The organism is Streptomyces sp. NPDC102490 (assembly GCF_044765285.1).
Lineage (GTDB): Bacteria > Actinomycetota > Actinomycetes > Streptomycetales > Streptomycetaceae > Streptomyces.
Genome location: NZ_JBIWJU010000008.1, coordinates 201479 through 219444 on the forward strand (window position 1 = coordinate 201479; position 17966 = coordinate 219444).

17 protein-coding genes are annotated in these 17966 nt (G+C 73.9%); 9 read left to right on the plus strand and 8 right to left on the minus strand.

The window, feature by feature from the left end; translation table 11 throughout:
• The first annotated feature begins 15 nt into the window (after window positions 1–15).
• The 3 genes from ACIRGB_RS20005 to ACIRGB_RS20015 all read left to right on the plus strand — a co-directional run bounded on the left by ACIRGB_RS20005 (window position 16) and on the right by ACIRGB_RS20015 (window position 3656).
• Window positions 16–924, plus strand: a complete 909-nt coding sequence (locus tag ACIRGB_RS20005; RefSeq protein ID WP_403866472.1) for a DMT family transporter — start codon at window positions 16–18, stop codon at window positions 922–924.
• 112 nt (window positions 925–1036) lie between these two features.
• The gene (locus tag ACIRGB_RS20010; RefSeq protein WP_403866475.1) at window positions 1037–1867 is read left to right on the plus strand and encodes a polysaccharide deacetylase family protein; all 831 of its coding nucleotides are present in this window, start codon (window positions 1037–1039) and stop codon (window positions 1865–1867) included.
• Between the two features lie 10 nt (window positions 1868–1877).
• A complete protein-coding gene (locus ACIRGB_RS20015; protein ID WP_403866478.1) occupies window positions 1878–3656 on the plus strand; it encodes a glycoside hydrolase family 15 protein in 1779 nt (592 codons plus the stop codon).
• A gap of 91 nt (window positions 3657–3747) precedes the next feature.
• On the opposite strand, the gene ACIRGB_RS20020 is transcribed toward ACIRGB_RS20015, so the two are convergent.
• From ACIRGB_RS20020 to ACIRGB_RS20035, 4 genes are read right to left on the minus strand one after another with little or no spacing between them, the layout of a single operon-like run.
• Entirely contained in the window at window positions 3748–4884 is a 1137-nt protein-coding gene (locus ACIRGB_RS20020) for an XdhC family protein (RefSeq protein ID WP_403866481.1), read from the minus strand.
• Window positions 4877–7027 (minus strand): xanthine dehydrogenase family protein molybdopterin-binding subunit, encoded by a 2151-nt coding sequence (locus ACIRGB_RS20025; RefSeq protein ID WP_403866484.1) that lies wholly within the window; start codon window positions 7025–7027, stop codon window positions 4877–4879. Before ACIRGB_RS20025 ends, ACIRGB_RS20020 begins: the two co-directional genes overlap by 8 nt.
• The gene (locus tag ACIRGB_RS20030; RefSeq protein ID WP_403866486.1) at window positions 7024–8016 is read right to left on the minus strand and encodes an FAD binding domain-containing protein; all 993 of its coding nucleotides are present in this window, start codon (window positions 8014–8016) and stop codon (window positions 7024–7026) included. Before ACIRGB_RS20030 ends, ACIRGB_RS20025 begins: the two co-directional genes overlap by 4 nt.
• Window positions 8013–8615: a 2Fe-2S iron-sulfur cluster-binding protein gene (locus ACIRGB_RS20035; RefSeq protein WP_403866489.1), complete on the minus strand. Its 603-nt coding sequence runs from the start codon at window positions 8613–8615 to the stop codon at window positions 8013–8015. The genes ACIRGB_RS20030 and ACIRGB_RS20035 overlap by 4 nt, the downstream gene beginning before the upstream one ends.
• 197 nt (window positions 8616–8812) lie before the next feature.
• Between ACIRGB_RS20035 and ACIRGB_RS20040 the strand changes: the two genes are divergently transcribed.
• Window positions 8813–9403, plus strand: coding sequence for a TetR/AcrR family transcriptional regulator (locus ACIRGB_RS20040; RefSeq protein ID WP_403866492.1), 591 nt, complete (start codon window positions 8813–8815; stop codon window positions 9401–9403).
• Here the strand turns inward: ACIRGB_RS20040 and ACIRGB_RS20045 are convergent.
• Together ACIRGB_RS20045 and ACIRGB_RS20050 are read right to left on the minus strand one after the other, a co-directional pair.
• Complete coding sequence (locus ACIRGB_RS20045; RefSeq protein WP_403866495.1) at window positions 9366–10157, minus strand: response regulator; 792 nt, start codon at window positions 10155–10157, stop codon at window positions 9366–9368. The two genes, ACIRGB_RS20040 and ACIRGB_RS20045, sit on opposite strands and share 38 nt — an antisense overlap.
• Entirely contained in the window at window positions 10154–11800 is a 1647-nt protein-coding gene (locus ACIRGB_RS20050; RefSeq protein WP_403866498.1) for an ATP-binding protein, read from the minus strand. The genes ACIRGB_RS20045 and ACIRGB_RS20050 overlap by 4 nt, the downstream gene beginning before the upstream one ends.
• 274 nt (window positions 11801–12074) lie before the next feature.
• Between ACIRGB_RS20050 and ACIRGB_RS20055 the strand changes: the two genes are divergently transcribed.
• From ACIRGB_RS20055 to ACIRGB_RS20070, 4 genes are all read left to right on the plus strand, one after another.
• Window positions 12075–13061: a Bug family tripartite tricarboxylate transporter substrate binding protein gene (locus ACIRGB_RS20055; RefSeq protein ID WP_403866501.1), complete on the plus strand. Its 987-nt coding sequence runs from the start codon at window positions 12075–12077 to the stop codon at window positions 13059–13061.
• A complete protein-coding gene (locus tag ACIRGB_RS20060; protein WP_403866504.1) occupies window positions 13058–13603 on the plus strand; it encodes a tripartite tricarboxylate transporter TctB family protein in 546 nt (181 codons plus the stop codon). The genes ACIRGB_RS20055 and ACIRGB_RS20060 overlap by 4 nt, the downstream gene beginning before the upstream one ends.
• A 1-nt stretch (window position 13604) precedes the next feature.
• Window positions 13605–15104 (plus strand): tripartite tricarboxylate transporter permease, encoded by a 1500-nt coding sequence (locus tag ACIRGB_RS20065; protein ID WP_403866506.1) that lies wholly within the window; start codon window positions 13605–13607, stop codon window positions 15102–15104.
• Window positions 15105–15194: 90 nt separating this feature from the next.
• A complete protein-coding gene (locus ACIRGB_RS20070) occupies window positions 15195–15518 on the plus strand; it encodes a putative quinol monooxygenase (protein ID WP_403866509.1) in 324 nt (107 codons plus the stop codon).
• A gap of 28 nt (window positions 15519–15546) precedes the next feature.
• Here the strand turns inward: ACIRGB_RS20070 and ACIRGB_RS20075 are convergent, their stop codons facing one another.
• Window positions 15547–15969 (minus strand): secondary thiamine-phosphate synthase enzyme YjbQ, encoded by a 423-nt coding sequence (locus ACIRGB_RS20075; RefSeq protein WP_165287326.1) that lies wholly within the window; start codon window positions 15967–15969, stop codon window positions 15547–15549.
• A gap of 55 nt (window positions 15970–16024) precedes the next feature.
• Between ACIRGB_RS20075 and ACIRGB_RS20080 the strand changes: the two genes are divergently transcribed.
• Window positions 16025–17104: an NAD(P)-binding domain-containing protein gene (locus ACIRGB_RS20080; RefSeq protein ID WP_403866513.1), complete on the plus strand. Its 1080-nt coding sequence runs from the start codon at window positions 16025–16027 to the stop codon at window positions 17102–17104.
• A 12-nt stretch (window positions 17105–17116) separates the two neighbouring features.
• Here ACIRGB_RS20080 and mltG read toward each other — a convergent pair whose 3' ends face one another.
• Window positions 17117–17878 (minus strand): endolytic transglycosylase MltG, encoded by a 762-nt coding sequence (gene mltG, locus ACIRGB_RS20085; RefSeq protein WP_403866516.1) that lies wholly within the window; start codon window positions 17876–17878, stop codon window positions 17117–17119.
• Between the last annotated feature and the right edge of the window lie 88 nt (window positions 17879–17966).

Sequence of the window (17966 nt, forward strand, 5' to 3'; positions counted from 1 at the left end):
CGGGAGCGCGCCGCGGTGAGTGTCCTCACCGTCGTCCTCGCCCTGTTCGCGGCGCTGTCCAACGCTGCGGCGTCGGTGTTGCAGCGCCGGGCCGCGGCACAGGACGAGGACCGGGCGGGGGCCCGGCACACGGTGGTGCGCTCGCTGCTGCGGCTGGTGCGGGACCGGTACTGGGTCGGCGGGGCGGCGCTGCTCGCGCTGACGACGGTGCTCCAGGCGGCCGCGCTCGCGGTGGGCAGTCTGGCCGTCGTCCAGCCGCTGATGGCCACCGAACTGCTGTTCACGCTGGTCGTCGGCAGCGCGGTCTTCCACCGGCGTCCGGACACGCGGACGTGGCTGGCGTTCGTCGCGCTGGCCGTGGGGCTCGCGCTGTTCCTGGGCTCCGCCGCTCCGTCGGCCGGTCACGACACCGCCACCGGGGGCCGGTGGGTCTGGGCGGGGCTGGCGCTGTTCGTCCTGATGACGGTCCTCGCCTCGGTCGGCAGCCTGGTGCGCGGCGCGCCCCGCGCGGCGCTGTTCGGATCGGCGTCCGCGGTGGGGTTCGGCGGTACGGCGGCGCTGCTCAAGGAACTGACCGGACGGCTCCCCCAGGGGGTGGGCGAGGTGCTGACCCAGTGGCCGCCGTACGCCACCGCGGTGGTGGGCGTGGCCAGTTTCCTGCTGTTGCAGAGCGCCCTGCGGGCGGGGACGCTGGCCGCCTCGCAGCCTGCCCTGACCCTCGGCGACGCGCTGACCAGCGTCGCCCTGGGCTGGGCCCTGTTCGGCGAGGAGATCCTGCTCGGGGTGCGGGTGCTGCCCGAACTGATCGGCGTGGCGCTGATCGGCCTCGGCAGCGTCGGGCTGGCCCGGGCCCCGTCGGTGCACGGCGCCTGGGACACGGCCCCGGCGGCACGGGACGGCCCCGGGCGGGCGGTCAAGCGGTGAGCGGTGAGCGGAACGGGCCAACGGCACGGGATCGGGTCCGCACGCCCCGGAACGGAACCCGGTCCGAACGACTCGGGACGAAACGCGGGGGAACAGACCGGAGGTACCACGGATGCGTCACGGATTTCCCGCCGGACGGGCGGTGTACGCCGTCGCTCCGGCCCTCGCCGCCGTGCTGGCCCACATCGGTCCGGCCGCGACCTGGCTGCCGGAGCTGCGCCGCCGCCGGTTCCCGGGTCTGGCGGGCCGGGGCAGCCCCGGCCACGTCGCGCTCACCTTCGACGACGGCCCCGATCCGGCGTCCACGCCGCGGTTCCTCGACGTACTGGACGGACTCGGGGTACGGGCCACGTTCTTCGTCCTGGGCGAGAACGCCGCGCGCCACCCCGCGCTGACCCGTGAGCTGGTCCGGCGCGGACACGAACTCGCCGTCCACGGATGGACGCACGACCGCCCCTGGTGGCCGTCGCCGGCGCGGGACGCGCGCGAACTGCGGCGTGCCGTCCGGGTGGTGGCCGAGGTGTCCGGAAGCGATCCGCGCTGGTACCGGCCGCCCTACGGCATCCTCACCTCCGGGCGCTGGGCGGCCGCCCGCCGGGCCGGGCTGCGGCCCGTGCTGTGGACCGCGTGGGGCAAGGACTGGCGGCACGACGCCACGCCCGCCTCGGTCCGCGCGACCGTGGCGGCGGACCTGCGCGGGGGTGGCACGATCCTCCTCCACGACACCGACCACGCCTCCGCCCCGGGCAGTTGGCGGGCAGCGCTCGGCGCGCTGCCGGACATCGTGCGCGACTGCCGCGAGGCGGGGCTGGCGGTGGGCCCGCTGGGTGAGCACGGGACCGACGGGGCCCCGGTGACCTCCGCGGCAGCGGTGACGGGAGTGCGTCCGGGGGCTGCCGGGGCTACCGGGACGGCGTCGTTTCGGTCACCGGCGCCGGGATAGCCGTAGCGGCATGAAGGACAGCGACGACCGGCGCGCGCCGGAACCGGACACGTCGTGCCCACCCTGGGCACTGCGCGAGTACGCGGTACTCGCCGACGGTGAGCGGGGGGCCGTCCTGGACCCCCGGGGCCGGATCGTGTGGCTGTGCGCACCTCGGTGGCACGACGCCGCCGTGTTCTCGGCGCTGATCGGCGGAGCCGGGCACTTCACCGTGGAGCCCGCGGACCCCTGGCACGTCTGGGGCGGCTCCTACGAGGAGGGCACGCTGATCCGGACCAGCCGGTGGGTGACCGCCGACTGCGTGATCGAGTGCCGGGAGGCCCTGGCCCTGCCGACCCGCACGGACCGGCTCGTGCTGCTGCGCCGCATGCGCGCGGAGCGGGGCGGGGCCCGGCTGCGCATGGACCTGGACCCGCGGCCCGGCTTCGGGGAGGCCCGGATGCGCGGCCCGCGGCAGGAAGGCGGCGTGTGGGCGGCCGGGACGGAGGGGCTGCGGATGCGGCTCGCGGGGGCACCGGACGCGGTGTGGCGGGACGGGGCGGGGCTGTGCGGTGAGTTCCGGCTGCGCGAGGGCGAGACGCACGACCTCGTGCTGGAACTGTCCGAGGGGCCGGAGTCCGGACCGCTGGACGCCGACGCGCTGTGGCGGGCGACGGAACGGGAGTGGGGGCGGGCCGTCCCGGACTGCTCGCGGCTGGTCGCGCCCCGCGACGCCCGGCACGCGTACGCCGTGCTGCGCGGCCTGACCAGCGTCTCCGGCGGGATGGTCGCCGCCGCGACCACGTCCCTGCCGGAACGGGCCAACAGCGGGCGCAACTACGACTACCGCTACGCCTGGCTGCGCGACCAGTGCTATGCCGGTCTCGCGGTCGCCGCGCACGGGCCGCACCCCTTGGCCGACGACGCCGTGCGCTTCGTCGCCGAGCGCATTCTCGCGGACGGCGACGGGGTACGCCCCGCCTACACGGTCGACGGGCGGCCGGTCGGTGAGGAACGCTCGCTGCGGCTGCCCGGCTACCCCGGTGGCAACGACCACGTCGGCAACGACGCGGGTGCGCAGTTCCAGCTGGACACCTTCGGCGAGGCGCTGCAACTGTTCGCCGCCGCCGCCCTGCACGACCGGCTGACCGACGAGGCGGAACGGGCCGCGGCCGTCGCCGTGGACGTCGTGGAGCGGCAGTGGCTGAAGCCGGAAGCCGGCCTGTGGGAGCTGGAGAACCGGTGGTGGACCCACTCCCGGCTGAGCGTGGTGTGCGGGCTGCGGCGGATGGCGGAGGTGCTGCCCGGGGCCGCGGCGCGCCGGTGCGCCGACCTCGCCGACACGGTGCTGCGGGAGACCCGGCGCCGCTGCCTGCGCCCCGACGGCCGCTGGCGGCGGGCCGAGGACGACGACGGGCCGGAGGCCGCGCTGCTGGTGCCGATGGCCCGCGGCTGCGCGTTCGGGGACGGCGACGGTGACGCCGCCACCCGCGCCTACGTGGAGTCCCGCCTGGCCGAGGACGGGTACCTGTACCGCTTCGAACACTCCGGGGTGCCGCTCGGCGAGGCCGAGGGGGCCTTCCTGCTCTGCGGCTTCACGATGGCGCTCGCCACGCACCGGGTCGGCGACCGGATCGGCGCGTTCCGTTGGTTCGAGCGCACCCGGGCGGCCTGCGGACCGCCCGGGCTGTTCGCCGAGGAGTACGACGTGCGCCAGCGCCAGCTCCGCGGCAACCTCCCGCAGGCGTTCGTGCACGCGATGATGCTGGAGTGCGCGGTCCGCCTGGCCGGTGAGTCGACCCTGCCCTGAGTCTCCGGGCGTCCGGCCGGCCCGTTCGGGGGTCGGGCGTCCCCGGCCCGGCAGCGGGTTCGCCCGCGTCCAGCGGTTTCGTCCGCGTCCCTCAGGCAGCCGCTCCCGTCACCTCCCGCTCCCGGTGGATCGGTGCCGAACCACCCGTCAGGGGCACGCCCGTTCCGCCGCGGCGGGCCGCGACGATCTCCGCCGCGATGGACAGGGCCGTCTCCTCCGGGGTGCGCGCGCCGAGGTCGAGGCCGATCGGTGAGCGCAGCCCGGACAGCTCGTCCTCGGTCAGGCCCGCTTCGCGCAGCCGGCGGTGGCGGTCCTCGTGGGTGCGGCGCGAGCCCATGGCGCCGACGAACGCGACCGGTCTGCGCAGGGCCTCGGTCAGCAGCGGCACGTCGAACTTGGCGTCGTGGGTGAGCACGCACAGCACCGTGCGTTCGTCGGTATCGGTCTGCCGCAGATAGCGGTGCGGCCAGTCGACGACGACCTCGTCGGCCTCCGGGAAGCGGGCCCGGGTGGCGAAGACCGGCCGGGCGTCGCACACGGTGACGCGATACCCGAGGAACTTCCCCGCCCGCACCAGCGCCGCGGCGAAATCGACCGCGCCGAAGACGATCATGCGGGGCGGCGGCACGCTGGACTCGACGAGGAGGGTGAGCCCGCCGGGGCAGTGCGAGCCGTCCTCCGAGAGTCCGACCGTGCCGGTGCGTCCGGCGTCCAGCAGGGCACCGGCCTCGGCGGCCGCGGTGCGGTCCAGACCGGGGTGCCCGCCGAGGCCGCCCTCGTGGGTGCCGTCGGGAAGGACCAGCAGGGCGCGGCCCAGGAGCTCGGAGGGGCCCCGGACTACCCGGGCGAGGGCCACGGTCCCGCCCCGGGCGGCGGTCGAGAGCGCCGCCCGGAACACCTCGCGCGACGGCGCGTCCGCGCCGACCGGCGTGACCAGCACGTCGATCACCCCGCCGCAGGTGAGGCCGACCGCGAAGGCGTCCTCGTCGCTGTAGCCGAACCGCCGGCGCACGCTCTCGCCGCTGTCCAGGGCCTCGGCGCACAGCTCGTACACCGCGCCCTCCACACAGCCGCCGGAGACCGAGCCGATCACCGTGCCGTCGCGGTCGACGGCGAGGGCCGCGCCGGGCCCGCGCGGTGCGCTGCCGCCGACGGAGACGACGCTGGCGACGGCGAACTCCCGCCCTTGCGCGAGCCAGCCGGTCAGCTCGTCGGCGATGTCAAGCATGCGGGCCGCCCCCTGCCGCGGACACCCCCGCCGACAGCACCCGGTCCGGCCGGATCGGCAGGTTGCGGTGGCGTACGCCGGTCGCGTGCCAGACGGCGTTGGCGACGGCCGCAGCGGCGCCCACGACGCCGATCTCGCCGACGCCCTTGATGCCCACCGGGTCGTCCGGGTCGGGGTCGTCCACCCAGTCGGCCTGGATGTCGCCCACGTCGGCGTTGGTGGCCACGTGGTACCCGGCGAGGTCGGGGGCGTAGAGGGCGCCGGTCGTCCGGTCCCGGGCCGCCTCCTCGTGCAGGGCCATGGAGATGCCCCAGACCATGCCGCCGACGAGCTGGTTGCGGGCGGTGAGCGGGTTGACGATCCGGCCGGCCGCGAAGATGCCGAGCATGCGGCGCACCCGCACCTCGCCGGTGGCGGTGTCCACGGCGACCTCGGCGAACTGCGCGCCGAAGGAGTGCCGTTCCTTCTGGGCGAGGGCGCCGAGGACCTCGGTGGTGTCGGACCGTACGGTGATGCCCTCCGGCGGGATCGTCGTGCCGAGGGCCAGCCGCTCCCGCAGTTCGCGGGCCGCCAGCCGGACCGCCCAGGCCCAGGAACGCGTGCCCATCGAGCCGCCCGCGATCGTCGCGGGGCCGAAGTCGCTGTCCCCGATCCGGACCCGGACCCGGTCGGGCGCGACCTCCAGGGCGTCGGCGGCGACGAGGGTGAGCGCCGTACGGGCGCCGGTGCCGATGTCGGCGGCGGCGATCCGCACGGTGAAGCCGCCGTCGGCCTGCGCGGTGACGGCGGCCGTGGAGGGACCGGCGCCCGCGTGGAAGGAGGCGGCGGCCGTGCCCGTGCCGAGGAGCCAGCGCCCGTCCCGGCGCGTCCCGGGGCGCGGGTCGCGCTCGGCCCAGCCGAACCGCCGGGCCCCTTCGCGGAAGCAGGCGTCCAGGTTGCGGCTGCTGAAGGGCAGACCGGAGACCGGGCCGACCTCGGGTTCGTTGCGCAGGCGCAGGGTGATGGGGTCGACGCCGCTGCGCTCGGCGAGTTCGTCGAGGGCCGACTCGATGGCGAAGGACCCCGGTGCCTCGCCCGGCGCGCGCATGAAGGTGGGCGACGGCACGTCGAGCGGCGCGACCTCGTTGGCCGTGTGGTGGGCGTCGGCGTCGTACATCACCCGGGCGACGCCCGCGCTGGGCTCGACGAACTCGTGGACCCTGGAGGTCTGGCTCAGCGAGCGGTGCTCCAGGGCGAGCAGCCGGCCGTCCGCGTCGGCGCCGAGCCGCACGCGCTGGAGGGTGGGGCTGCGGTAGCCGGCCAGCGAGAACATCTGCCGCCTCGTCATGACCACGCGCACCGGCCGCTGCAACTGGGTGGCGGCCATGACGGCGGCGACCTGGTGGGCGCGCAGCCCCTTGCTGCCGAAGCCGCCGCCGATGTGCTCGGAACGCACCCGTACCGCGGAGGCGTCGAGGGAGAACAGGTTCGCCAGTTCGCCCTGGATCCAGGTGGTGCCCTGGTTGGAGTCGACGACCTCCAGCCGGCCGCCGTCCCACAGGGCGGTGGCGGCGTGCGGCTCCATCATGCTGTGGTGCTCTTCGGGGGTGGTGTACTCCTCGTCCACCACGACGGCGGAGGCGGCGAGGCCGGCCTCCAGGTCGCCCTTGGCGGTCTCGCCGGGCATGACCCCGCCGGCCGGGTGGGCGCCCGGGTGATCGGCGGTGAGGGCGGTGTCGTGCGGTTCCTCGTCGTAGGCGACGACGAGGGCCTCGGCGGCCTCCCGGGCCTGCTCGGGCGTCTCGGCGACGACGAGGGCGACCGGCCAGCCCACGTGGTGCACCCGGTCCTGCTGGAAGACCGCGGCGGTGGGGTCCGGCGGGGCGCCCAGCAGGCCGATGTAGTCGGTGTCGACGCGCGGGGCGTTGCCGTGGTGCAGGACGGCCAGGACGCCGGGCATGGCGAGGACGGACTTGGTGTCGATCGTGCGGATGCGGCCGCGGGCGACGGTGGACAGCACCAGCCAGCCGTGCGCGAGGTCGGCGAAGGGGATCTCGCCCGCGTAGCGGGCCGCCCCGGTGACCTTGTCGCGGCCCTCGACTCGGGTGTGCGGGGTGCCGACGACGCCTTTGAGTGCCGTACGGCCGGTCGTGGCGGTGGTCATCGGGCGGTCTCCTCGGCGAGTTCGGTCAGGACGGCCACCACGAGGTTGCGCATGAGGGTCACCTTGTATCCGTTGTCGGGCAGCGGCCTGGCGGCCGCGAGTTCGGCGTCCGCGGCGGCGGCGAAGGTGTCGCCGTCGGCCGGTGCGCCGGTCAGCACGGACTCGGCCGCGTGGGCCCGCCAGGGCCGCGAGGCGACCGCGCCGAAGGCCAGCCGGGCCTCGCGCACGACGCCGTCCTCGACGTCGAGCGCGGCGGCGACCGAGCCGATCGCGAAGGCGTACGAGGCGCGCTCGCGCACCTTGCGGTAGCGGGAGCGGGCGGCGACCGGGGCGGGCGGCAGGGTGACGCCGGTGATCAGCGCGCCGGGCGGCAGGGCGGTCTCCCGGTGCGGGGTGTCCCCGACGGGGAGGTAGAAGTCGGCCAGCGGCAACCGGCCCGGCCCGTCGAGGGTTTCGTAGCCGACGACGGCGTCGAAGGCGGTGAGGGCCACGCCCATGTCGGAGGGGTGGACGGCCACGCAGTGGTCGGAGGCGCCCAGGACGGCGTGGTTGTGGTGCTCGCCCGTGATCGCGGAGCAACCGCTGCCCGGGGCCCGCTTGTTGCAGGGCCTGCTCAGGTCGGTGAAGTAGCCGCAGCGGGTGCGCTGGAGCAGATTGCCGCCGACGGTGGCCATGTTGCGCAGCTGGCCGGAGGCGCCGGCCAGGACCGCCTGCGCCAGGGCCGGGTAGCGGCGGCGCACTTCGGGGTGGGCGGCGAGGTCGCTGTTGGTGACGGTGGCGCCGATGCGCAGGCCGCCGTCCGCGGTCTCCTCGATGCCGTCCAGGGGGAGTTCGCGGACGTCGACGAGCCGGGCGGGGCGCTCGACGCCGCTCTTCATCAGGTCGACGAGATTGGTGCCGCCGCCGAGGAAGCGGGCGTCGGGGTCGGCGGCGAGCAGGGCCACGGCGCCGGAGACGTCGTCGGCGCGTTGGTAGGCGAACTCCCTCATGCGGCCGTCTCCTCGGTGGTCCCGGTCCGGTCGGCACGGTCGTCGTCGTGGGCCGCGGCCTCGTGTGCCTCGGCGGCGCGGGTGACCGCCTGGACGATGGAGACGTAGGCGCCGCAGCGGCACAGGTTGCCGCTCATCCGTTCGCGGATCTCGTCCGGCGTCAGCGGTGGCGGCCCGGCCTCGGGGCGTACGTCCTCGGTGGCGGCGCTGGGCCAGCCGGCCGCGTGCTCCTCGATGACGGCGATCGCCGAGCAGATCTGCCCGGGGGTGCAGTACCCGCACTGGTAGCCGTCGAGGTCGAGGAAGGCCTGCTGGACCGGGTGCAGCCGGTCGCCCTCGGCCATCCCCTCGATGGTGGTGATCTCGCGTCCCTCGGCGGCGACCGCGAGGTTCAGACAGGAGACGGCGCGACGCCCGTCGACCAGGACGGTACAGGCGCCGCACTGCCCCTGGTCGCAGCCCTTCTTGGTACCGGTGAGGTCGAGGCGCTCGCGCAGGGCGTCGAGCAGGGTGGTGCGGTGGTCGACGGTCAGCTGGTGCTTCTCGCCGTTGATGTTCAGGACGACGGCGCTGGACGTCGACGAGGGCGCTGGGGCCATGATCAGCCTTCTTTGGTGTCTGGTGACCGGGAAAACTGGCTGTAGGCAGTGGATTCACGGGTGGACGGGGCCATCGGGCGTCTTCCGCCGGTAGAGTGGGGCGGACAAACGGACAACTGTCCACTCACGGAAAACGTAGCGGACAGCTGTCCGCTTAGCAAGGTCGGGATTCGGCCACCCACCCGGAAGGAGGACGAGTGCCGCAGTCGGACAAGGACAAGCCGGACACTCCGCTGCGCTCGGACGCCCAGCGCAACCGCGAGCGCATCCTGGCCGTGGCCACGGAGGAGCTGACGCACTGCGCGAACGCGCCGTTGAGCACCATCGCCAAGAAGGCGGGGGTCGGGCAGGGCACCTTCTACCGCAATTTCCCGAACCGCGAGGCACTCGTCCTGGAGATCTACCGCTACGGGATGCAGCAGGTGGCCGAGGCCGCGCCCGCGATGCTGGCCACCCGGGAACCCGACCGGGCCCTGCGCGAGTGGATGGACCGCCTCGCCGAGTTCGCCATGACCAAGGCGGGGCTGGCGGACGCGATCCGGCTGGTCACCAGCGCGCCCGGGGCCCCCGAGAAGCCGCGCCCCACCCCGCTGGAGGAGGCGGCCGAACTCCTGCTCCGGGCCAACGTCGAGGCCGGCACGATCCGGTCCGGAGTGACCGGGGACGACTTCTTCCTCGTCCTCGGGGGTCTGTGGCTGATCGACCCCGGCGAGGACTGGCAGCCGAGGGTCACCCGGTTCCTGGACTTCATCATGGACGGCCTGCGGGCCGGAGCGCCGGGCCGGTGACCGCGCCCCGGAAACGGTAGCGGCGCTCGGGGCGGCCGGCCACCCCGTAGCGCAGGGAGACCTCCGCCGTGCCCACGGTGTGGAAGTACTCCAGGTAGCGGCGGGCGCTGACCCGGGAGATGCCGGTCAGCGCCGCGCACTCGCTGGCGGACAGGGTGCCGTCGGCCCCGCGGAGGGTCCGCTCGACGAGTCCGGCGGTCTCCACGCTCATCCCCTTGGGCAGCGCGGGGGCCGGTGCGGCCGGTGGAGCGGCCCCGGCCAGTACCCGGTCGACGTCGGCCTGGCTGCGCACCACCGTGCCCAGCAGCCGGCCGCGCTGAACGGCGTAGCGCTCCAGGCGGACCCGCAGGTCCTCGAACTCGAAGGGTTTGAGGAGGTAGTCGACCACGCCGTGCCGCACGGCGCCGCGTACCGCGTCCGCCTCCCGGGCCGCGCTGATGACCATGACGTCGCAGTCGTGGCCCGCGGCGCGCAACCGGGGGATGACGTCGAGGCCGAAGACGTCCGGCAGATACAGGTCGAGCAGGACCAGGTCGGGACTCAGGTCCGCGACGGCGGCCAGCGCCTGCTCCCCGGTGCCGGCGACGCCGACGACCCGGAACGGCTCGATCCGTTCGACGAACGCGCGGTGGACGCGGGCCACCATGAAGTCGTCGTCGACCACGAGCACGCCGATCGGGGCGGCGGCGCGGGGCGTCTTGGGGTTCGCGGCGCTCGGGGCGGTCGCGTCGGAAATGCCGCTCATAGCCGTCATGGTGCTGCTCCTTCCGCCACCGCGTCGGTGAGGTGGCTGACGGTCATGCGTGCGGTGAACACGGCCCCCTCGGGGGTGTTGGTCACCGAGATCTCACCGCCGTGACGTTCGCAGACCAGCCGGGTCAGCGCCAGGCCGATGCCCCGCTCGCCCTGCCGGGCCGCCTTGGTGGTGAAGCCGTGGGAGAAGACCTCCCGGGCAAGTTCGGGCGCCACGCCGGGGCCGGAGTCGCGGACCACGATCTCGACGCTGGCGGCGTCCTGCCGCAGCTCGACCTCGACCCAGGGCTCGTGGGCGCCGTCCAGGGCCGCGGCGGCGTCCACGGCGTTGTCGACGAGGTTGCCGACCACGGTCGCCACGTCGGCGGCGTCCGCCGGTTCCAGCCGGTCCAGCGCCGTACGGTCCGAGACGCGCAGGGCGACCCTGCGCTCGGCCGCGAGGGAGGACTTCGCCGTGATCAGCGCGGCCACGGCGGTGTCCCGGACCCGGCGGCTGAGGGTGACGTCCAGGGACTGGCGGCGCTGGTTGAGCCCGCGGATGTAGCGCACCACCTCCTCCTGCTCGCCGATCTGGATGAGCCCGGAGATGGTGTGCAGCTGGTTGGCGAACTCGTGGGCCTGGGCGCGCAGCAGCTCGGAGGTGCTGCGGAAGGAGCCGATCTCCCGCTCCAGGCGGGCCAGTTCGGTACGGTCGCGCAGGGTGGTGACCGAGCCGAGCGGGCGGCCGTCCTTGGTGACGGTCATGCGGTTCATGACCAGGACCCTGCCGTGGCGGACGACGACCTCGTCGCGCGGCTCGGCCGTTTCCGAGGTGGCGCCGGCGAGGACGTCGCGCAGCCGGCCGTCGATGCCGAGGCCGTCCAGGCTCTGGCCCACGCAGTCGGCGGGCAGGTCGAGCAGGCGCCGGCCCATCTCGTTGACCAGGGTGAGCCGGTGCTGCGGATCGAGGGCGACGACGCCCTCGGCGATGCCGTACAGCATGGCCTCCCGGTGCTCGGCGAGGCCGGCGATCTCGCGCGGCTCCAGGCCGAGGGTCTGCCGCTTGACGCGCCGGGCCAGCAGCCAGGAGCCGGCCACGCCGAGGCCGCTGGCGATGCCGAGGTAGGCGAGGAGGTAGGAGGAGGCACCGCTGAGGCGCTGCCACACCGTCGGGTCTGCCTCGCCGACCATCACCGTGCCGAGGTGGCGGCCGAGGGTCTGCCGGGTGGCGCCGAGCACCGGGACCTGGGCGACGAGTTCCCGGCTCCCCCGCACGGTCAGCGGCCCCGACCTGCCGCGCGACACACCGGCGCCCGCGCCGCGCGGCAGCCGGGCTCCGATCAGCGTGGGGTCGGTGGAACTGACGACGCGGCCGTCGGCGTCGGCCACCGTGACGGAGGTGACCCCGGACTGGGTCTGCGTGGAGTTGACCAGCGGGGCGAGGGCCTCCTGCGGCACCGGGCGCAGCAGTTGGCTGCGGACCAGCGGCGTGGCGGCCAGTTGCTCGGCCAGTGCGGTGACCCGGCGGCCTTCGACGCGGCTGAAGGTGGCCTTGGACTGGGCGAGCGAGACGGCGGCCACCGCGAGCAGGACGACCACGACGATGGCGAGCTGGAGGACCAGCATCTCGCCCGCGAGGGTCTGACGGCGGAAGGTGGGGGCCACGGCGGACTCGTTCTGGGCTCATGGAGGGGCGGGGGTGCCGGGTCGCCATCATGGCGCCCACCTGCGGCGAGGGAAAGGGATGTGCCTGGTTCGCAATGAACCGGCGATCCGACGGCGATGTCGGTCCGGCGGCCGCGGCGACCGCAATGAACACAACCTCCCTTGGTTCCGCAAGGAAGACAGGCGGCGGCCGCGCGGGCACCATGTGGCCCACGTCACCCTCCCCCACAGGGCTCCCGTACCCCTCCTACCCAACCGACAGGTGGTGTCATACGTGCGCCTGCGCACCCCCCTTGCCCTGCTCGGGGCCGCCGTGCTCGTGCTGGCGGGGCCGCCGTTGCTCTCCTCGGGCGACGACTCGGCCGCCGGCACCCGGATTCCGGGCCTGCGCTTCATGGTTCCCAACACGCCCGGCGGCGGCTACGACATCACCGCCCGCACGGCCGCGAAGAACGCCGAGGACGCCGGGCTCACGCACAACATCGAGGTGTTCAACCTGCCCGGCGCGGGCGGCACCGTGGGCCTGAGCCGGCTGGTGAGCGAGCACGGCAACGGCAAGCTCGCCATGTCCATGGGCCTCGGCGTCGTGGGCGCCGCCCGCTCCAACCACGCGCCCAAGACCCTTGCCGACGCCACGCCGATCGCGCGGCTCACCGAGGAGCAGGACGTCGTCGTGGTCGCCAAGGACTCGCCGTACCAGACGATCGACGAGCTGATCGGCGCCTGGAAGGAGGACCCGGGGAAGATCCCGGTGGGCGGCGGTTCGTCGCCGGGCGGGCCCGACCACCTCGCGCCGATGCTGATGGCGCAGGCCGCCGGTATCCAGCCGAAGGCGGTCAACTACATCCCCTTCGACGGCGGCGGGGAACTGCTCGCCTCCATCCTCGGCAACAAGGTCGGCTTCGGGGTCTCCGGCGTCGGCGAGTACCTGGACCAGATCAAGGCGGGCGAGCTGCGGGTGCTCGCGGTGACCGGCCCCGAGCGGGTGGACGACCTCGAGGACGCGCCCACCCTCAAGGAGTCCGGCTACGACGTGGACTTCACCAACTGGCGCGGCATCGTCGCCCCGCCCGGTCTGTCCGAGGCACAGCGCGACAAGCTGATCCGCCTGTTCGAGGAACTGCACGACTCGCCCGAGTGGAAGAAGTCCATGGACCAGAACGGCTGGGACGACGCGTTCCTGACCGGTGAGGAGTTCGGCGACTTCCTGGAGGCGCAGGACCAGCGTGTGGTGTCGGTGCTGAAGGAGCTGGGACTGTGACGACGCCGACCGGACTCCCCGAGAACCACGAGAAGGCGGCCGCCGGCCGGCCCTCGTGGCTGCGTGAGCACTCCGAACTGGGCGTGTGCGCCCTGCTGCTGGCGCTCGGCGTGCTCGTCCTGACCGACGCGCTCACCATGGACGTCGACATCGCCCAGCGCGGCCCGGTCGGCCCCAAGACCGTGCCGGTCGTGGTCGGCATCGGTCTGCTGGTGATCGCCGCGCTGCTCGCCGTCGACGTGCTGCGCGGCGGCCGGGGCGAGGCCGAGGGCGGCGAGGACATCGACCTGTCCGAACCGGCCGACTGGCGCACGGTGCTGCTGCTGTCCGGGATCTTCCTCGGCGCGGCCGCCCTCATCGAACCGGCCGGCTTCCCCGTCGCCGGTGCGCTGCTCTTCTGGGGCGCCGCCTTCGCGCTCGGCAGCCGCCGCGTGGACCGCGATCCGCTGATCGCCGCGGTGCTGTCCCTGATCACCTATGTCGTCTTCGACAAGCTGCTCGGCGTGCCGCTGCCCGGCGGTCCGCTGATGGGAGTGCTCTGACATGAACGCCCTCAACTCCCTCATGGACGGGTTCGGCACGGCCCTGACCCCGCTCAACCTGCTGTGGGCCGCGCTCGGTGTGCTGCTCGGCACGGCCATCGGCGTGCTGCCCGGCATCGGTCCGGCGATGGCGGTGGCACTGCTGCTGCCGGTCACGTACGGGCTGGACCCGGTCGCGGCGTTCATCATGTTCGCCGGCATCTACTACGGCGCGATGTTCGGCGGTTCGACCACCTCCATCCTGCTCAACACCCCCGGCGAGAGCGCCGCCGTGGTCGCGGCCATGGAGGGCAACCCCATGGCCAAGGCGGGGCGCGGCGCCCAGGCGCTGGCGGCCGCGGCCATCGGTCACTTCGCGGGCGGCATGATCGGCACGGTCCTGCTGGTGGCGCTCGCGCCGACGGTCGCCGACCTGGCGGTGGACATCGGCGCGCCGGACTACTTCGCCATCATGGTGCTGGCGTTCATCGCCGTGACGTCGGTGCTGGGCTCGTCGCGGATCAGGGGCCTGGCCTCACTGCTGATCGGTCTGACGATCGGCCTGGTGGGCCTGGACCAGATGACGGGCCAGCAGCGGCTGACCTTCGGCTCGCTGCAACTCGCCGACGGCGTGGACGTGGTGATCGTGGCGGTCGGTCTGTTCGCGATCGGCGAGGCGCTGTGGGTGGCGGCCCACCTGCGGCGCGGGGCGGCCGAACCGATCCCGGTGGGCCGCCCCTGGCTCGGCCGCGGCGACCTGAGGCGCACCTGGAAGTCCTGGCTGCGCGGCCCGTTCATCGGCTTTCCGTTCGGCGCGATACCGGCGGGCGGCGCGGAGATCCCCACCTTCCTGTCGTACGTCACGGAGAAGCGGCTGTCCAAGCACAAGGACGAGTGGGGCAAGGGCGCCATCGAGGGCGTGGCGGGTCCGGAGTCGGCGGCGTCGGCCTCGGCGGCGGGCACGCTGGTGTCCATGCTGACACTCGGCCTGCCGACCACCGCGGTCGCCGCGGTCATGCTGGCCGCCTTCCAGCAGTACGGCATCCAGCCGGGACCCCTGCTCTTCGAGCGCGAGCCCGAGCTGGTGTGGGGTCTGATCGCCTCCCTGTTCGTCGGCATGGTGCTGCTGCTCGCCCTGAACCTGCCGCTGGCGCCGGTGTGGGCCAAGCTGCTGCGGATCCCGCGGCCGTACCTGTACGCGGGGATCATGTTCTTCGCGGCGGTCGGCGCGTACGCGGTCGGCGGTGAGGTGGTCGACCTGGTGATCCTGCTGGTCATCGGTCTGATCGGGTTCGGCATGCGGCGCTACGGGCTGCCCGTCCTGCCCGCCGTGATCGGCGTCATCCTCGGCCCGAACGCCGAGCAGCAGCTGCGCCGCGCCCTGCAGATCAGCGACGGCAGCGTGACGGGTCTGGTCGACACGCCGTTCTCGGTGACGGTGTACGCGGTGATCGTGCTGCTGCTGGTCTGGCCCCTGGTCAAGCGGCTGGTGGTCCGGGGACGGACCCGCGCGGACGCCTGATCCCCGGACCGGTATGTCACGACTTCATCGGTAACCTCGTCGGCAGCTACGCCCTCCGGGCCCCGCACACACAGAAGGCGAACCGAACCCATGATCTTCATTACGGCGAAGTTCCAGGTGCTCCCCGAGCACGCCGACCAGTGGCCGGAGATCGCCGGCGAGTTCACCCGGGCCACCCGGGCGGAACCCGGCTGCCTCTGGTTCGACTGGTCGCGCAGCGTCGACGACCCCACGGAGTACGTACTGGTCGAGGCGTTCCGCGACGACGAGGCGGGCGCCGCCCACGTCCGGTCCGCGCACTTCCGCGCCGCCCAGGAGAAGCTGCCGCGCCACCTGGCCCGCACTCCCCGCATCGTGAACGCGACGGTCGACCAGGAGGGCTGGTCGGAACTGGGCGAGATGGCGGTGGAGTAGGACGCCGGAGCCCTGCGGACGGCTGCCGTCAGCCGAGGAAGCTCAGCCGGACCCGGCGGTCGGGGTTGTCCCGGTTGGTGTCCACCAGGCACACCGACTGCCAGGTGCCGAGCTCCAGGCGGCCGCCGATCACCGGCAGCGTCGCGTGCGGGGGCACGAACGCGGGCAGGACGTGGTCGCGGCCGTGCCCCGGGCTGCCGTGGCGGTGCTGCCAGCGGTCGTCGGCGGGGAGCAGGGTGTGGAGGGCGGACAGCAGGTCGTCGTCGCTGCCGGCGCCGGTCTCGATGATCGCGATCCCGGCGGTGGCGTGCGGGACGAAGACGTTGAGGAGGCCGTCGCGACCGGACGCCGCCTCGCGCAGGAAGGACTCGCAGTCACCGGTGATGTCGGCGACCCGCTCCGCCGAGCCGGTGGCGAGGTTGAGGACTCGGGTGGTGAAGGCATCTGGCATGCCCCCATCCTGACACCGGGGGAAGACCGGGGCCCGCCACACAGTTGGTAGAAGCGTGAACAACACACGCGAGGTCGAGGTCGTCGTCATCGGTGCCGGTCAGGCCGGGCTCGCCGCCGCCTATCACCTGCGGCGCACGGGGTTCGAGCCCGAGCGCGACTTCGTGGTGCTCGACCACTCCCCCGGGCCCGGCGGCGCCTGGCAGTTCCGCTGGCCGTCCCTGACCTACGGCAAGGTGCACGGCATGCACGCCCTGCCGGGGATGGAGCTGACCGGCGCGGATCCGGCGCGGCCGTCCGCCGAGGTGGTGAGCGGGTACTTCGCTGACTACGAGCGGACCTTCGACCTGCGGGTGCTGCGGCCGGTGGACGTGCGGACGGTGCGCGAGGGGACGGCCGGACGGCTGCTCGTCGAGACGTCGGCCGGGTCCTGGTCGACGCGTGCGCTGATCAACGCGACCGGCACCTGGGACCGGCCCTTCTGGCCGCGCTATCCGGGGCAGGAGACCTTCCGGGGACGGCAGCTGCACACCGCGCAGTACGCCGGGCCGCAGGAGTTCGCCGGGCGGCGCGTGATCGTGGTCGGCGGCGGCGCCTCGGGCACGCAGCACCTGCTGGAGATCGCCCCGTACGCGGCGGCCACCACATGGGTGACCAGGAGGCCCCCCGTCTTCCGCGAGGGTCCCTTCGACGAGGACGCGGGCCGGGCCGCGGTGGCGCTCGTGGAGGAACGGGTGCGGCAGGGGCTGCCGCCGAAGAGTGTGGTGTCGGTGACCGGGCTGCCGCTGAACGAGGCGGTCCGGGCCGGACTGGAGTCGGGTGTGCTCGACCGGCAGCCCATGTTCGACCGGATCACGCCCGAGGGGGTGGAGTGGAGCGACGGGCGGCGGGTGGCCGCGGACGTCATCCTGTGGGCGACCGGGTTCCGGGCCGCCATCGACCATCTGAGGCCGCTGCGGCTGCGGGAGGCGGGCGGCGGCATCCGCGTCGAGGAGACGCGCGCGGTCGCCGATCCGCGGGTCCATCTCGTCGGCTACGGGCCCTCCGCCAGCACCATCGGCGCCAACCGGGCGGGACGCGCGGCCGTGCGGGACATCAGGCGGCTGCTGGCCGAGGAGGAGCCGGTGGCCGCGTGACGCCCCGGCCGGTCACGTGGCGGCCTCGCCCTCGGCCTGCTTCGAGGCGCTCCGCTGGAGGCGGTTGAACTCGGCCACGTTGCGCTGGTGTTCGGCGTAGTCGGCGGTGAAGCGCGTGTCGCCCGGCTTGACCGTGACGAAGTAGAGCCAGTCACCGGGGGTCGGGTTGATGGCGGCGGTCATCGCCTCGTCGCCCGGATTGGCGATGGGGGTGGGCGGCAGTCCCATGCGCTGGTACGAGTTGTAAGGACTGTCGATCTTCGTGTCCTTGTCGGTGGTCTTCAGGGTGGAACGGCCCAGGGCGTAGTTGATGGTGGAGTCCATCTGGAGCGGCATGCCGCGCTCCAGCCGGTTGAAGATCACCCGGGCGACCTTGCCCATGTCCTCCTTGGCGGCGGCCTCCGCCTGCACGATGCTGGCGATGGTGACCGCCTGGTAGACGTTCAGCGCGTTGCGCTGGGCGCCCGCGGCGACCGGCGCGCCGGTGAACTTCTTGTTCGCCGTGTCGACCATGGCCGTCAGCAGCTTCTCCGGGGTCGGGTTCTCGCCCAGCGGGTAGGTCGCGGGGAAGAGATAGCCCTCGGGGTTGCCCTCGGCGTCGTTCGGCAGCTTGAGGTCGGCCTTGGCCAGCGACTTCTTGGTGGTGCCCGCGGGCAGGGCGAGGGCCTTGTCGACGGCCCCGTAGACCTGGGTCGCGCGCCGGCCCTCCGGGATCACCAGGGAGGTGGGACGGGACTCGCCCTCCTCGTCCGTCGTCAGCAGCGGCACCGCCACTGCGGTACCGGCGACGACGGCGCCGGCCGCGATCAGGGCGATACGGCCCCGGCGCGTCAGCCGGATCGTTCTCCTGGGACTTCTGGGG

Coding starts and splice junctions, on each gene's coding strand:
- ACIRGB_RS20010 (WP_403866475.1), top strand. CDS start 1,037: ATGCGTCACGGATTTCCCGCCGGACGGGCGGTGTACGCCGTCGCTCCG.
- ACIRGB_RS20015 (WP_403866478.1), top strand. CDS start 1,878: ATGAAGGACAGCGACGACCGGCGCGCGCCGGAACCGGACACGTCGTGC.
- ACIRGB_RS20020 (WP_403866481.1), bottom strand. CDS start 4,884: ATGCTTGACATCGCCGACGAGCTGACCGGCTGGCTCGCGCAAGGGCGG.
- ACIRGB_RS20025 (WP_403866484.1), bottom strand. CDS start 7,027: ATGACCACCGCCACGACCGGCCGTACGGCACTCAAAGGCGTCGTCGGC.
- ACIRGB_RS20030 (WP_403866486.1), bottom strand. CDS start 8,016: ATGAGGGAGTTCGCCTACCAACGCGCCGACGACGTCTCCGGCGCCGTG.
- ACIRGB_RS20035 (WP_403866489.1), bottom strand. CDS start 8,615: ATGGCCCCAGCGCCCTCGTCGACGTCCAGCGCCGTCGTCCTGAACATC.
- ACIRGB_RS20045 (WP_403866495.1), bottom strand. CDS start 10,157: ATGACGGCTATGAGCGGCATTTCCGACGCGACCGCCCCGAGCGCCGCG.
- ACIRGB_RS20065 (WP_403866506.1), top strand. CDS start 13,605: ATGAACGCCCTCAACTCCCTCATGGACGGGTTCGGCACGGCCCTGACC.
- ACIRGB_RS20070 (WP_403866509.1), top strand. CDS start 15,195: ATGATCTTCATTACGGCGAAGTTCCAGGTGCTCCCCGAGCACGCCGAC.
- ACIRGB_RS20075 (WP_165287326.1), bottom strand. CDS start 15,969: ATGCCAGATGCCTTCACCACCCGAGTCCTCAACCTCGCCACCGGCTCG.